Raw genomic sequence first — 14,768 nt, forward strand, 5'->3', positions numbered from 1 at the left:
AGCAGAGGGTCTCTCACAATGCAGGTTCGCGTGCTGGGTTGCTCGGGCGCCATTGCCAAGGACTGCCGGACCACCTCGTTCCTGATCGACACCGACCTGCTCGTCGATGCGGGCACCGGCGTGGGCGACCTCACGCTCGACGAAATGGCCGGCATCGACGACGTGGTGCTCACCCACTGCCACCTCGACCACATCGCCGCCCTCCCCCTCATGCTCGACGCCGTGGGCGGCCGCCGCACCCGCTCGCTGCGCGTGCACGCCCTGCGCGCCACCATCGAGGCGCTGCGCGCCCATGTGTTCAACAACGTCATCTGGCCCGACTTCGAGAGCATTCCCAGCCCCGAGGCCCCCTTCGTGAGCTTTCACGACATTGCCGTGGGCCAGGTGCTGCAGCTGGGCACCGCCGCCCCCAAGCGCATCGAGGTGCTGCCGGCCGTGCACACCGTGCCCGCCTGCGGCTTTGCCGTGAGCCGCGCCGAGGGCGGCGCCAACTGGGTCTTCACCGGCGACACCGAGCGCAACACCCCCTTCTGGGACCGCCTCAACGCCCTGGACGTGGCCATGCTCGTCATAGAAACGGCATTCAGCAACCGCGAACAGGCCCTGGCCGAGCGCAGCCTGCACCTGTCGCCCCGCGCGCTGGCCGACGAGCTGGCGCACATCGACCCGGGCAAGCAGTTTCCGATCTACATCACCCACACCAAGCCTGCGGAAACCGAAGAGATCATGTGGCAGATCGAGGCCCTGGCCGGGCACCAGGTGGCGGGGCTGGCGCAGCGGGATATCCGGTGGTTGAAGGCGGATGGGGTGCTGACTTTTTGAGTCAGGGAGCCGGCGAGGGCTGACAAATTTGTCACGCTCTGTAGCATCTGGAAGCAGTTTCTGTCACTTGATGTAACTGAACTGAGTGGAAAGTGCTCGGTTTCGGGGGCGCAAGGCTCGGAAGCGGGGTGGCACAGATGCTGCGGAAGGTACTGCGCTCCGGGCTTGGTTCCCGGGCTCTACAAACCAACCTGGAGTTTTGAATGAACCGTCGTTTGATCGCACGCAATGTGCAAAAGGGTTTCACCCTTATCGAATTGATGATCGTTGTGGCGATCATCGGTATCTTGGCTGCTGTGGCTCTGCCGGCTTATCAGGACTACACAGCCCGTTCGCAGGTCACCGCAGCACTCGCTGAAATCACCCCGGCTAAGACCAACATCGAAGAGAAGCTGAGCCAGGGCATCACGGCTGCTCAGGCAACCGCTCTGACCGGTAATACTGCAGCCAATGCGCAACTCGCTGGCCTTTCCAGCAACGTCACCAGCCGTTGCAGCGCGATCGCTCTGAACGTCGCCACGACCGGCGCATCGACGATTACCTGCACGATTGCTGGGACTGCTTCGATCAACGGCCAAACCATCGTTTGGACCCGCACGCAAGACACGACTGCTGGCGCAGCCGGTTCTTGGACCTGCACGAGCAACGTGGTTGAAAAGCTCCGCCCGAAGACCTGCGCTGCCGCCGCCGCCTAATATCTTCACGGTATCCAAGAAGCCGCCCTCGGGCGGCTTTTTTGCGTCTGCTGATCTGGGTTGAGACCTAGAAAAGGCAAGTCAATGGAATCAGGTGTCAAACGCTCGCAGCGCGAATACAGGTTGGCTTTCAAGCTCATGGTGGTCGATCAGGTAGAAAAGGGCGAGCTCAGCTATAAGCAGGCCCAGGAGCGCTACGGCATCCAGAGGTGTGGGGGGAAATAAAGTTCGCCGATGACGATAAAGATCATCGGAACGCTCCATCTCTCGCCCGCAACTTAGACATCTATTACCGCTTGACGAAGGTACGGGATATCAGACAAGGCGGAGCGAGAGCGCTCAACGGTGTTTCGGCTCCTGCGGTGTCGAGGAAGCAAGCCTTGTCTTGCGGCTGGTGAAGCTGTCCAATTCCGATATGAAGAGGAAAGCGAGGCCGTCCGATGATTTTGGAATCAGTGCTCGAGGAGCTGACAAGAAAAAGCCCGTTGTGCCAGCCGCTGATCAAGGCGGCGTGGCCCGATCTATGCACCGAGTCGAGGCTCCAATTGATCGACGCAATGCTGGTACTGCACATGAGTCGTCCACCGGATTGGCTGGTCAAGCTGGCGCTTGGAGATGCGGCTGCGATCGTGAGGTTTTGGGGGGCAAAGCATGCGTACTTTCACCACGACACTGCTGAGGAGCGCGCACTCGCGGAGAGGGCTGAAGTTGATGAGTGCGCTTTGGTGAGAGCCGTCGTTCGAAGTCCTAGCCTGACCATCGAACTGCCGCAGCTGGCGCGGCTTCTGGCGATCCGGAGTGACATCGACATGTCGCTGAGCACCCTCGTGAGCTTCCTTGATGCAGGCCTGGCGGCTGGAATTCCTGGCTCGGAACTCGCAGAATGCAGTGAAGAGTTTTTCCTCAAACCTGGGGTCAGAGCGGAGTTCGCCACCAAGTTCACGAACGGGATGGAGGCCCACACGGCCGGCAGCTCCATGAAGGATGGATGGACCCTGGCAAGAAAAGCGGAACCGGAACTGGCCAGGAGCCTCGCCTGGAACTTGCCAACCAAATATGGCATGGGTCTGATGAAAGCCGAGGAACTCCTGCAGATGCCGGATATCGTGCTCCAGTATCTCGTGGGTCGCGTTTATCAAACCCCAGAGCAGCAGGAAGTAGCCTCACATGTCCTTGAGCATCCCGAGCGTTATTCTGAAAGGGTCCTCAATTGGGCTTCCAACCAGTCGGACATAGAAAGGCCTGAACTGGAGAAGCACTGGCGCAGGCTCTCCATTTCCCGGTCAGGCGAAACGCTCGACGCAATCCTTGAGGTCAAGGACCAGGTCACCGCGCTCGAATCTACGGTACGCGAGGGGATCGGAAAGCGGAGAGGCTTCTTTGGCTCGTAGATCCAGGGCATCGAAATCTGGAGCATCAATGGCGAACTACATCATTCACTGGAATGACGACCAGGATCCGCGCGGCGACGTAAGGCGTCCGCCAATCTCTCCGGAGCTGACGACGAATTTCCGACATTGACAACTATCTGTCAACGCCGAAGTAAATCTGACCCTTGCGCAGATTCCGACGAACTTTACGGCTACCGTCCGCCGCAAGTTTGAGTAGTCTGTATGGATCCAAAAGCAGGAGGGGCCTCACTGCCCATCAAATTGAAAACGCCCGATGAGATTCATCGGGCGTCCTGCTTCTCGTTTCCGCTTGCGTGCGGGCAGCTGGCCCGTCCACTCAATCAATCGTCGGCACTTCCCGCCAGTTCAGCAATCGCAGCGACGTTCCTCCGCCAAAGTTGATTTTCGGTGGATGAAGCTTGCCATCCACATCGCCGGCAATGCCCTGCATCTTGCCGTCGTTGTTGACGATCTGGATGTCGGTGATCGCGCTGCTGTAGGCCACATAAGCGGTTCCAACCGGAAGCAGGGCGGAAGTGCCCGATCCGAAGTTCACCGCATAGATGCGGCTCTGGCCCGAAGGGCTGCAGGCGTTGCCCGTGGTCAGCAGGGTCGAGAACACCACCACGCCATTGAACGAAGTCGGGTTCAGCACCATGCGCCAGGCAATGGTCGTGTCCTTGCCCAGGTCGAGGTACCAACCTTGGGTGTTGCCGAAGCTGACCGGCGTGGTGCCCTTCAGGTTGGCCTCGGTGATTTGTGTCAGGAGGCTCCGCGTGACCGGGTAGGTGCCCCCCGTGCCAAAGCTCGTTGCGTTGCCATCGACGATGGCATAGAAGCTCTGCGCCGCGGACGAGCTGATGTCGACGGTGTCCAGCAGCTGGCCTGTTCCGAACATGACGTAGCGCTTCTTCGACCTCGGATCGATTTCCACCAGCGGTTGCGTGGTGATCGGCTGCGCATTGCTGCTGGCGTCCGCAAGTGTTGCAAGCTTCAGCGGTGCGGGGTAAACGCCGGTGCTGCCCTTGGCGGCCGTCACGTCGAAGCGCCAGAGTTGGCCATTCAGATCGCCTGCGTAAATGGCATCGGCCGTTCCGTCGGTGAAGTCGCCGATATAGGCTGTCGCCTGAGTCAGCCCGGCAGAAGAATTGCCGGTCTGGACCTTCTCGAGCAGCGTGCCGTTTCTCGGATTCACGAAGTAGATGTAGCCGAAGCCGTCACCGTTGTTGTAGCCCGAGGTGAGCACCACCACCCAGCCATATTTTTTTGTCTTCAGCACCATGGGAGTCCCGAAGCTGAACCCCAGTGTGTCGCCGACGCCGGCCGTGGCAGCCGTGAACTCCCAAAGGATCTTGGTCTTGACGATGTCCTCGGTCGTCATGCTCGCGGGATCGGTGATGTCGATGGCGTAGAAGCCCTTGCCCCCCTTGCCGAGGCCGCCGATCAGAACCGTGCGCCAGTCGGCGCCATTGCCGTTCGCACTTGTGGTGAAGGTGCCGCCGGCGGTGTTGAAGTCGATGTCGAAGGATTTGGGAGACGCATCCACGTAGTAGCGGTGGTCGTAGTCCGGATTGCCGAGCTGCCGCAGTCCGTCGATCGACGGCGTGGCCGGGCTGCTTGGGCCGGAGAACAATACGCTGGGCACATAGGCGAACTGTTCCTTCCCTGCGTCCGTCCCCGTCAATGCACCGTTGAAGGCGTGCAGCATGCCGTCGTTGGCGCCCACATAGACCATGGTCGGCCGGCTGGCGCGCAAAGTCTTGAAGGCGGCATACCCGGGATTCACCGTGTTCGAGAGTTGCCCGGAAGGCGGGCCCACCGGCGTCACCTTGGCATTCACGATGTCGCCGAGCAGCAGGGCGCGACGACGGTAGGGTTTGGTGTCGTCGGTGGCGGTTCTTTCCTTGCTGCGGTCTCCGCGCAGGTAGTTGAGGAAATCGCCGCTGTCGTCGCCGGTGGCCCATGGCGTATCGAGCGCGGTCACCTGCGCTGCCGTGAGGCTGGCCTTGCGAAAAGGCACGCCGGTGGTGCCGTTCCAGGTCACGACCTGCCGGGCGGTGTCCCAGCCGGTGCCGGCCAACTGGGCCTCCAGCGTCGTGGAACTGTTCCAGCGTTCGCTCGATGTCGGTACGCCGTCGGGAAAGGTAAGCAGGCTGCCCGTGAGCAGGCCGGTCCACCCATTGGAATCGTATTGCGACGAATAGGAGGCCGACCCTGAAGACGACACCTGAGGACTCGAGAGCGAGAACGACGTGGTGTACGACTTGATCGCATTGGCAATGCTTGCAAAGGCCCGCGTCAGCCCGTCGACCATGGCGTCTGGCCGCCCGGCGGTGAAGTAGTTGTCCGGCCGGGGTTGCGTCGTGCCTGTGCCGCGCGTATCGGTGAGCGTGTCCGTGCTGGTCGCCCACCAGGTCTGCGGAATGGGGCCGAGGAAGCTGTAGGGGTCGAAGGTGCTCTGCAGGTTGGTGGGAATCTTCAGTCCGCCGAATTTCGCTGCCAGGTAGAACTGGTTGTTTGCCTGGAAGGCCTGCTCGAGCACATCGACCCAGTAGGTCTGGACAGTCTGCTTCCCTATGGTGTTCGGGCTGGTAGCGTCGTCAGGTCGAATGTCCTTGGTATTGGCATCGTAGGCCAGGCCCGCCATGCGGGCCGAGTTGTTGCTGCAGCAGTTGTTGGAGATGTTCGTGCGCGTGCCCAGGTCGTCTCCCATGCCTTGCAACTGGCCGACCTTGTTGGTGGCCGTCACTGCGTTGACGGTCGTATCCGCGGTGACCTTGGCGGGCATTGCCGGCTCGTCAGCGTTGTTGGTATTGCCCGGTACATTCTTGTCACCATGGGTATAGATGTCGCCAATGCCCAGAACGAAGTTGCGCTGGCATGAATACTGGATCGGGTCGTCCCAATCCTTGATCACCGGGAAGCCGTCGAGGCGCCTTGCGGTGGTGGCCTTGTCTGTCGTGTTCAGGTCGCTCCACTCGGGCACATTGCCCAGGTTCCGGTAGTAGCGCAATGCGGCGTAATAGAGTTCGCTGACCGGGTCGTTGGACTTGTAGTTGCCCGGGATCAGCTGCCCGAACTTGTTGAGGTAGTTGATCACCCCGCTGTCGCTGATCGTCACGCCGTTGGCAGAAGTGGCCGCGGCATCCGTCGGATTTGGATTGCGAACGAAAACACCGGAGCTGTCGTCCCATTCCTTCTCGGTGTTTGCGACATCCGGAAGGCCCGGCATCGGCTGCAACGGGCCGACGAATTTCTGACGCGCCCGCAGCACGCCGCCATCGCGTTGATTGCCGCTCTCGTTGAGGTAACCGAAGGCGCTGAAGCGCATTCTTCGCGAGTACTGCTGAATCAATCCCTCAGGCTTCCAGTTGGAGCCGTACTGTTTGCAATTGCTTTCCACGCCGCCGGGTGCCGTGGGCACGCAGACCTTGTTGCGCATGGTGTAGTCGCCGGATGTCGCAGCAGTGGCGTCACTGGTGAAGATGCTGAAGGAGTTGTCGCCTGGCTTCTTCCACGAGAATTGCAGGGATGCGTCGCCGGAGTTCTCGTAATACTCGATCTTGACATCGAAGCTCTGCCCGGCGTTCAGGGTTACGGTCGCGTCGTAGTCCGTCGCCCCCTGGTCGATCCACTTGTCGATCTTTAGAACGTTGGATATCCACAGGCGTACACCGTCGTCGGCACGTATGCGAAAGGTGTAGGTGCCGGTCGTGGGGGCAACGAATGTGCCTGTATACCGCGCTGCGAAGTTGTCTTTTCCAATGCCTGATACGGGCTCCTTTGAGCCCCAATCGTGATCGGCGCTATCCGGGTCAACGGTGGCATCTGGCGAGCCCGCCAGGGTCTTGTTGGCCTTCTTGAAGTACTCGCCCTTGAGCGTGCCGCCGGTGGTGGTGATCCGCATCGCATAGCCTCGGCCATTGACCGAGATGCCAAGACTGGTTGCTTGGGGGAATGGCGTTGCACCGGCAATTTCACCGACAGGCAAGGTGCGATCGCCGAACAGGCCCTGTCCCGAGTGAAACCCCTTTTCCAGGATCGTTTCGGTCGGCGTATCCACCACGCGCCTGCCGCCGGTCATGGCCCAGCGGAACGGATCGATGGTTGCGGTTGCCGCCCAGTTCAGGAAATTTCCGCTCCAGGTGCCCACGACCGCGCTGCACTTGTGGCCTGTCGCAATGCCGGTCGGATTGAAGTAGCTCTTGTCGCCGGTGTCGGTCTCGTTGCGAGTTGCATCCACAACATAGGTGTAGCACTTGTCCGGATCGAAATAGCCCAGGAAGGTACTGCCGCTTGCATAGGCCGCCGTGTGCGCGGTGCGCGAAGCGGTTGGCCATTCCACCGACAGCGTCAGGGCCAGATTGCCGGGCACATTGGAGGTTGAAAAGACGGGCTGGTTCGCCAGGCTGGCAGTCTCGGCCAAGCCCGAAACGCCAAGCAGGGCGGCAGCGAGCGCGGTGGCGCGGGCAAGGCGTGCGGCGGGAACTGAAGATATGTTCATGACGGGTCCGAGATTTGTTATTCGGGCTTCGTGAAAGAGGACTGCAGAAAAACCTGCGTGTCGCGGGGACCGTCCACACGAATGCTCAGTCTGTAGACCAATGCCTTTGGCGGCGGCGGCCGCTGGGATTCCTGCACGCTTCCGCCGCGTACGTCGGTGCTTCCCGGCGCATACACGCAGTTGCTCTTGCTTGGGGCACCAGGTGCATTGCAGAGGCGGTCGATGATGTAGCGGACCTTGACCTGGTCCTTTCGGGAGGCGTCCTTGATATCGTTTGTCGCGCTGGCTACGGCATCGAATGCCGTGTCGCTGAGCAGGGCGAGAGGAATGCCGCGATCGTTCGAAGGCAATTTTTCTGCGCTGTAGTTCTGAGCCTTCGCGCTTGCGATGTCGGCCCCGGCAGCAGAAAGCGCGCCGGTGCCGAACAGCTTCAACGCTGTGTCGGCCGCCTGTTCACCCTGGTTGACCAGATCGCGCTTGAACGCCAGATTGCCGGCGCTGGAGAGTGAGGTGTTCATGGAGCGCATGACGGCAACGCCACCGGCCAGCAGCACGACCAGAACGATGAGACAAAGCAGGAGCACGACGCCGCGCTCTGCGGGACGCCGGCGGAAAGAAGTTTTCATGATGAAGGCAGCAACAGCAGGTTGCGCAGCGGAATGGTGAGTTCGACGACCCGGTACCGATAGCGACGGGCATCGCCTGCCGGCAAGTTGACTTCAGCGCGGGCGACGCCCGTGCCGCTGAACATGGCGGGAATCTTGAGAGTGACTTCGTCTCTTTCGAGAGTGCTGCTTCGCAGCAGCAGGCCGACGCGCACCGCGACGATCTTTCTTGTGCTTTCTGCAATTTCCGCGGCAGTGGTGCCCGCTACGGCCATCTTGGCGGCGACGCCATAGTCTGCCGAGTCAGGCGCCGCCCACGCGTCGAGGATTCCATCCTTGTTCGAATCGACGCCATAGATCGCGTGCATTTCCATGACGCCGTCGGCCAAGGCCTGTGGAGTGTCCGTTCCATTGCTGCGCAACAGGTCGTAGCTGAACAGGGTGCGGTCGTTGCTCACACCGAACAACTGGAACTGCACGTTCTTTGCAGTGTCGTTGCCCAAGAGGGTGAGGTATGCCGAGCCGCTGGCGGCCAGCGCGGCGAGCGTGGTTCCGCTGCCTGCCGTGTAGTACGCGTTCGTGCCGCCTAAGGGCAGAAGTTCGTTGCTTGCACTGTCGACAAATGTCGAATCGACCTGTTCGAGCAGACAGTCCGCTCCGACCTGGCTGATCAGCGTGAGGTCGTTCTTGTTCAACTGCACCGTGTTGTCCAGGCGCAGGATGTTGGCGCTCGCGCCCGCCGCGATGATCGGGCGCGGCACGTCGCCTGCAGCGCCGTTGCCGCTCATCACCATCAACACGTCGGAAACCCCGTCTGGAGACTGGCCCTTGCCAATCACCACGGGTGCAACGCGCAGATTGGCGCTGCCGGCGGCGCCTCCCAGGAATTTTTCGAATGGAGCAGGAAAGGCGGTGGTGCGCGGCAGGATGGTCGTGGCGCCTTTTTTAACCTGCGGCTTGCAGCCGAATACGCCAAGGTCCCACGACTGTGCGAAGCCGGAGCCTGCACTGCGCACTGCACGGTCGAGCACATATGCGGCATAGGAGCCCGATTGGCTCATGTCGTTGACGGAGGTCGTGGTTCGCTTGGTCGATTCGCCGAATATCACCGCGCTGGTGACAGCCAGGGTCACGACCAAACCGATGGTCACGGCGACCAGCAGTTCGATCAATGTCAGGCCACGCTCTTGTATGGCCCTTGGAGTGTGCAACTTGTTCATCAGGGCAATACGACGCGTGTCGTGAGTTGACTGTCTGCATCGTGTGTTGGGGCGCGCCACTTGATGACCACGGTGGCGGCTGTGCCAGACACGTTCACTTGCCCGTCTCCGCTGGGCAGGCCGCCGGCGAGCGGGTCAGCGACACGTGACTGCCAGCTGCTCAACTCGCCGGCGGGAACGTTCACGGATTTGTTGAGCCACATCAACGCGACCGCCTCATTCGCCAGCAGCGCAGCGCGATTGCGGTCTTCTGCATCGCTCGAGAAACTGATGGCGCGCGCCTGCAGTCCAATGAGGCCAAGCAGACCCAACGAGAAGAGCAGCACGGAAACCAGAACTTCGAGCAGCGCGATACCGGTCTGCCCGCGACGAAAAGAGGAGGCTTGAGAACGTTTCATGGCGACGCGGGGCAGCCGTCAGGCTGGCTGCTTGAAAGAGTCCTGGAGGGGTCGCACAGACGGATTTGCCCGCCTAGCGCAACAGTGACTTTCAACGGCCTGTCGCCTGTGACCTGATCGCTCATCGTGATGGTGTACACATGCGCCGAGCTACTCGGGAGTCCGCAATTCGCGCCAGTTACACCCGGGGATGCGTTCGCGACAAGGCGCCCAAGAGCGTTGAAGCAAATGGCCGCTGGTCCGGAAATCATCACGTTCGAACCCACATCGCGCAGGACGCCGGCTTCAACGAACGCGCCGGTTCCGTCTTCGGTGAGTGCGGCCACCGTCTCAATTGCCCAGTTGCTTCCGTCGGTTTTTGCCGTGTAGGCGGTGCTAGCGCCTGCGGGTTTGTCGTCCGTCAGCGCGAAGACAACCTGCCGGCTGCGGCGCGTGGCTTCGGCCTGGGCGAGACGAAGTCCGTTCTGCAGCGAGTCGCTGACCGTGCGGATCTTGTTGTTCCGAACCCATCCGAGCATGGACGGCATGGCAAGCGCGGCGAGAAGTGCCATGATCGCGAAGGTTATGACCATCTCGACCAGAGTGAAGCCTCTCTGGCGACTGCAAGGGCGATGCTGTGTCAGCACGTCTGGCCCTTTTTCACGATCCACGAAGTGGTGCAGGTGTTGGTCCAGCCCGACCATCCAGGAGGCATTCCAGCAGTAGCTCGCACGTTCAGTTCGTTGATCGTGTAGATGGCACCGTTGGCCGGACCGCTTCCTACGGCCTTGAGCGTGTAGGTCGTTCCGGTAGGTGCGCCGGGCGCCGGGCAACTCACCAGAAAATTGCCAAAGGTGCGCTTGCTCGCCGCCACGCTCGCATCGCATGGCGGCACCAGTGTTCCCGACGTGGCGTAGGTCCGGTTGTCCTGGTAGTAACGCTCCATATCGGCGCGCATGGTCGCCAGGGCATTGGTGCCGTCCACCACGTAGCCGCGCCGCACGTAGTCTTGGTAGCTGGGAATGGCAATGGCCGCCAGCACGCCGATGATCGCCACGGTAATCATCACTTCGATCAGCGTGAAGCCACGTGAACCGCGCCGATCTCTCATGGGCTGGCGCGGAACAGAAGGTTGTTTCATTGACATCTTTCGAGCGCGGCCGCACTTGAGCAGGGGCCGAACAACAGTTGTAGACAGTTGTCCAAGAATGTCTCCAAATGTGTTTTCCCGCAAAACCGCTCGTCTCTCACCCGCCGCCATTCGTCGGCCCGGCCGGTCGGCACAATCGGCGGAATGACTTCCCGCGCAGTGCCTGCCGAGGCCGACGCTCTCTCGCCTAAGGCCGTCGGCGCCGTGCGTGCCGGGCTGGTGGCGTTTCCGTTCCTCTGCCCCCTCGTCGCCGGCCCGTCGGTCCAGGCCTGGCAGCTGCTGGCCACCTGGGTCTGCCTGGCGGCGATGCTTCTGGCCGTTCCTGCCGCCGTGCCGGCGCGCGGCATCTGGGCCTGGCTGGGTACCGGGGCGGCCGCGGTCGTGCTTTTTTCCTCCCCGCATGCCGGCGCCGCCGCATGGCTACCCGCCGTGGTCGTGCTCGCCGCCATGGCGGCCGCAGCCTGCGTGGGCGCGGGCATGGCGCGCGGCGGGGCGGGCACCTCGGGGGTGCTGGCGGTGGGCGTGCTGGTGGCCGGCCTCGCCAGCGCCGTGCTGGGCCTGCTCCAGTACTACGGCCTGGCCGAGCCGCTGGTGCCCTGGACCACCACGCCCGCGCTGGGACAGGCCTATGGCAACCTGCGCCAGCGCAACCAGTTCGCCACGCTGATCAGCATGGCGCTGGTGGCTGCGCTCTGGATCTACGCGGCGCAGCCCTCGGCGCGCATTCGCCGCTGGCTGGTGGCGGCGGCGCTGCTGCTGCTGGTGGCCGCGGCGGCGTCCACCTCGCGCACGGGCCTGCTCCAGCTGCTGTCGATCGTGGGCGTTGCCGCCTTCATCGCGCGGTGGGAGCGCCGCGGCGCGGCCCCGGATGGCGCCACCAGCAGGCCGCCCTTCAGCCTGCCGCCGCCGCTGGTGCTGCTGGCGATGGTGCCGGTCTACTTCGCCATCGCCTGGCTGCTGCCGCAGCTGGCGGCGGGCGAGGTCGAGGGCATGATGCAGCGGCTGCAGGAGGGCGCGCCGGGCGACCACACGCGGATGATCCTGTGGCGCAACGTGCTCTCGCTGATTGCGGCGCACCCGCTCGCGGGGTGGGGCTGGGGCGAGCTGGCCTTCGCGCACTACAGCACGCTGTACGACGGGCCGCGCTTCCCGGAGATCTTGGACAACGCGCACAACCTGCCGCTGCACCTGGCGGTGGAAATGGGCATTCCGGTGTCGGTGCTGGTCTGCGGCGGTTTCCTCTGGATGGTGATGGCGGCCAGGCCCTGGCGCGAGCACGACCCGGTGCGGCTCATGGCGTGGGGCATGCTGGGCGCGATCGCGCTGCACAGCCTGCTCGAATATCCGCTCTGGTACGGGCCGTTCCAGCTGGTGTTCGGGCTGTGCCTGGGCATGCTGTGGCCGGCGCGGCGTGCCGCAACGGCTTCATCGCTGCGGCAGCGGTTCAAGGCCCGGTGGCCCGAGCCGCCGGTGCTGTCTTCCGTCGCGGCCGTGGTGCTGATGGCGGTGGTCGGCTATGCCACCTGGGACTACATCCGCATCAGCCAGATCTACCTGGCGCGCGACGAGCGCCTGCCGGCCTATGAAGACGGGACGCTCGCCAAGGCCAGGAAATCGTGGCTCTTCGCCAGGCAGGTCGACTTTGCCGAGCTCACGCTCACGGCGGTCACGCCGGCCAACGCCGCCGCGATGCATTCACTGGCCGAGCGCACGCTGCATTTCTCGCCCGAGCCGCGCGTGATCGTCAAGCTGATCGAGAGCGCCGAGCTGATGGGGCGGGGCGAGGAGGCGCGCGACCAGGCGGAGCGTTTCCGCATCGCCTTTCCGGCGGAGTACGAGCGCTGGCTGAAGGGGCTGCCGGTCGACGGGCAGGCGCCCTAGCCTTGAGGGGTGGCCAGGTAGCTGCCCGACTTGCCGCCATGCTTTTCCAGCACGTGCACGTCGGTGATGCGCATGCCGCGGTCCACCGCCTTGCACATGTCGTAGATGGTGAGCAGCGCCACCTGCACGGCGGTGAGCGCTTCCATCTCGACGCCGGTCGGCCCCACGGTCTCGACGGTGGCGGTGCACACCACCTGCGGCGCATTGCCTTTTTCGGCCAGCGCAAACGCCAGCGCCACGCGCGTGAGCGCCAGCGGGTGGCACAGCGGGATCAGGTCGCTGGTCTTCTTGGCGGCCTGGATGCCCGCGATGCGGGCGATGCCGAGCACGTCGCCCTTCTTGGCGGTGCCCGATTCGATCAGCGCCAGCGTGGCGGGCTGCATCTCGATGCGGCCGGTGGCCACGGCCACGCGATGGGTGGCGGGCTTGGCCGCGACGTCGACCATGTGGGCCTGGCCCTGGGCATCGAAATGGGTGAGGGAACTCATGTGTGAACGTTCGGGTGTGGAGGTGCATCATACGAGCCCGAGCCATGGACGAGGAATGCCGCGCTTGACTCCCTTTGCCACCCGAAAGACTTCCGCCGCGCCCGCCTTGCGGTCGCTCTGCGCTACCGTTTTGATAGCGTGCCAGGTTCTGCTGCCGGTACCGGCCCGCGCCCAGATGCAGGTGCTGCCGGGCCTGGGCGACGGCGGCGAAATGACCGCCAGTGCCGAGCGCCAGCTGGGCGACCAGATTGCGCGCGAGCTCTACCGCGACACCGACTACGTCGACGACCCGGTGGTCGCCGCCTACGTGCAGGACATCTGGCAGCGCCTGCTGGCTGCCGCCCGCCAGCGCGGCGAGCTCACGCCCGAGCTCGACGAGCGCTTTGCCTGGACCATCCTGCTGGGGCGCGACCGCAACATCAATGCCTTTGCGCTGCCGGGCGGCTACCTGGGCCTGAACATGGGCCTGATTGCCACCGTGGGCAGCCGCGACGAGCTGGCCACGGTGCTCGGGCACGAGCTGTCGCACGTCACGCAGCGCCACATCTCGCGCATCATGAACCAGCAGGGCAAGCAGATGCCGCTGATGCTGGCCGGCCTGATCCTGGGCATGATCGCGGCCAGCAAGAGCCGCAACGCCGACGCGGGCCAGGCCGTGATGATGGGCAGCCAGGCGCTGTTCATGCAGAACCAGCTCAGCTTCTCGCGCGACATGGAGCGCGAGGCCGACCGCGTCGGCTTTGGCGTGATGACGCAGGCGGGCTTCGCGCCGCAGGGCGCGGCCGCCATGTTCGAGAAGCTGCAGTACGCCTCGCGCCTGAACGACAACGGCTCCTACCCCTACCTGCGCAGCCATCCGCTCACGTCCGAGCGCATCTCGGACATGCAGGGGCGCTTCCAGTTCCGCCCCGACACCGCCCCGGCCATGCCGCTGGCCATGGACCACGCCATGATCGCCGCGCGCGCCCGCGTGCTCACGCGGCCGGGCGTCGACGTGCTGCGGCTGTGGGTCGATGCGGCCTCCAGCGGCGAATTCGCCAAGAGCAGCGCGGCCCAGCAGGCCGGCACGCTCTACGCGGCCGCGCTGTCGGCCAAGGAGCTGCGCGACTTCCGCGCCGCCCGCGCCATGGCCGAGCGGCTGACGGCGCGCACCGCCGACGACGCCTCGGCCGCCAGGCTGGCGCGCTGGCTCAATGCCGAGATCGAGCTGGCCGGCGGAGGCGCCCCCAAGGCCGCGGGCCTGCTCGACATCAAGTCGAAGGAACGTCCGGAGATGCTGCTCGCGGCCGATGCCGCCGTGGCCACGCGCCAGCCCGCGCCCATGGTGCCGGTGCTGCGCGACTGGGTGGCCACGAATCCGCGCGACGCCACGGCCTGGCGGGCCCTGGCCAACCTGTACGGCGCGCAGAACGATACGGTGCGTGCGGTGCGCGCCGATGCGGAGGCCAACGTGGCCATCCTCGACTATCCGGCCGCACGCGACCGCCTCAAGGCCGCGCAGGAGCTGATCCGCAAGCCCGGCGTGCCGGTCGACCACTACGAGGCGTCGATCATCGACACCCGCGCGCGGGCCGTGGAGGTGCTGGTGAAGCGGCAGGCCGAGGAGCCGCCGCTGAAGTGAGCGAGGAGGGCGCT

Annotated in this window: 12 protein-coding genes and 1 pseudogene; 6 read left to right on the top strand and 7 right to left on the bottom strand. The window is 63.8% G+C overall.

The features are described 5' to 3' along the window. The first annotated feature begins 18 nt into the window (after positions 1-18). The 4 genes and pseudogenes from EJO66_RS12575 (at position 19) to EJO66_RS12590 (ending at position 2,908) form a co-directional block, all read left to right on the top strand. On the top strand, positions 19-822 hold the full coding sequence (locus EJO66_RS12575) for a 3',5'-cyclic-nucleotide phosphodiesterase (protein WP_124959140.1): 804 nt from the start codon (positions 19-21) through the stop codon (positions 820-822). A gap of 203 nt (positions 823-1,025) precedes the next feature. Further along, complete coding sequence (locus EJO66_RS12580) at positions 1,026-1,517, top strand: pilin (RefSeq protein WP_125965373.1); 492 nt, start codon at positions 1,026-1,028, stop codon at positions 1,515-1,517. Positions 1,518-1,601: 84 nt separating this feature from the next. Then, a pseudogene (locus tag EJO66_RS12585) lies at positions 1,602-1,724 on the top strand (IS3 family transposase); the annotation flags it as partial. Between the two features lie 233 nt (positions 1,725-1,957). Then, positions 1,958-2,908 (top strand): hypothetical protein, encoded by a 951-nt coding sequence (locus EJO66_RS12590; protein WP_125965374.1) that lies wholly within the window; start codon positions 1,958-1,960, stop codon positions 2,906-2,908. A 337-nt stretch (positions 2,909-3,245) separates the two neighbouring features. Here the strand turns inward: EJO66_RS12590 and EJO66_RS12595 are convergent, their stop codons facing one another. The 6 genes from EJO66_RS12595 to EJO66_RS12620 are packed head-to-tail and all read right to left on the bottom strand — an operon-like array spanning position 3,246 to position 10,755. Next, the gene (locus EJO66_RS12595; protein ID WP_125965375.1) at positions 3,246-7,412 is read right to left on the bottom strand and encodes a PilC/PilY family type IV pilus protein; all 4,167 of its coding nucleotides are present in this window, start codon (positions 7,410-7,412) and stop codon (positions 3,246-3,248) included. Between the two features lie 17 nt (positions 7,413-7,429). Beyond that, positions 7,430-8,038, bottom strand: a complete 609-nt coding sequence (locus EJO66_RS12600) for a hypothetical protein (protein WP_125965376.1) — start codon at positions 8,036-8,038, stop codon at positions 7,430-7,432. Further along, the gene (locus EJO66_RS12605; RefSeq protein WP_125965377.1) at positions 8,035-9,237 is read right to left on the bottom strand and encodes a PilW family protein; all 1,203 of its coding nucleotides are present in this window, start codon (positions 9,235-9,237) and stop codon (positions 8,035-8,037) included. Before EJO66_RS12605 ends, EJO66_RS12600 begins: the two co-directional genes overlap by 4 nt. Next, on the bottom strand, positions 9,237-9,635 hold the full coding sequence (locus EJO66_RS12610) for a fimbrial assembly protein (RefSeq protein WP_125965378.1): 399 nt from the start codon (positions 9,633-9,635) through the stop codon (positions 9,237-9,239). The genes EJO66_RS12605 and EJO66_RS12610 overlap by 1 nt, the downstream gene beginning before the upstream one ends. After that, positions 9,632-10,261, bottom strand: a complete 630-nt coding sequence (locus EJO66_RS12615) for a GspH/FimT family pseudopilin (protein WP_240648572.1) — start codon at positions 10,259-10,261, stop codon at positions 9,632-9,634. The genes EJO66_RS12610 and EJO66_RS12615 overlap by 4 nt, the downstream gene beginning before the upstream one ends. Next, positions 10,255-10,755, bottom strand: coding sequence for a type IV pilin protein (locus EJO66_RS12620; RefSeq protein ID WP_276311972.1), 501 nt, complete (start codon positions 10,753-10,755; stop codon positions 10,255-10,257). Before EJO66_RS12620 ends, EJO66_RS12615 begins: the two co-directional genes overlap by 7 nt. A 153-nt stretch (positions 10,756-10,908) precedes the next feature. Here EJO66_RS12620 and EJO66_RS12625 point away from each other — a divergent pair, with 153 nt between their 5' ends. Next, the gene (locus EJO66_RS12625; protein WP_240648573.1) at positions 10,909-12,645 is read left to right on the top strand and encodes a PglL family O-oligosaccharyltransferase; all 1,737 of its coding nucleotides are present in this window, start codon (positions 10,909-10,911) and stop codon (positions 12,643-12,645) included. Here the strand turns inward: EJO66_RS12625 and moaC are convergent. Continuing rightward, positions 12,642-13,133 carry a cyclic pyranopterin monophosphate synthase MoaC gene (gene moaC / locus EJO66_RS12630; protein WP_124959123.1) on the bottom strand — a complete coding sequence of 164 codons (492 nt, stop codon included), beginning with the start codon at positions 13,131-13,133 and terminating at the stop codon, positions 12,642-12,644. The genes EJO66_RS12625 and moaC overlap by 4 nt on opposite strands. Before the next feature lie 55 nt (positions 13,134-13,188). On the opposite strand from moaC, the gene EJO66_RS12635 reads away from it, so the two are divergent. After that, positions 13,189-14,754 carry a M48 family metalloprotease gene (locus EJO66_RS12635; protein WP_125965380.1) on the top strand — a complete coding sequence of 522 codons (1,566 nt, stop codon included), beginning with the start codon at positions 13,189-13,191 and terminating at the stop codon, positions 14,752-14,754. Positions 14,755-14,768 lie beyond the last annotated feature (14 nt).

The sequence above is a fragment of the Variovorax beijingensis genome, from assembly GCF_003951285.1.
GTDB classification, from domain to species: domain Bacteria; phylum Pseudomonadota; class Gammaproteobacteria; order Burkholderiales; family Burkholderiaceae_C; genus Variovorax; species Variovorax beijingensis.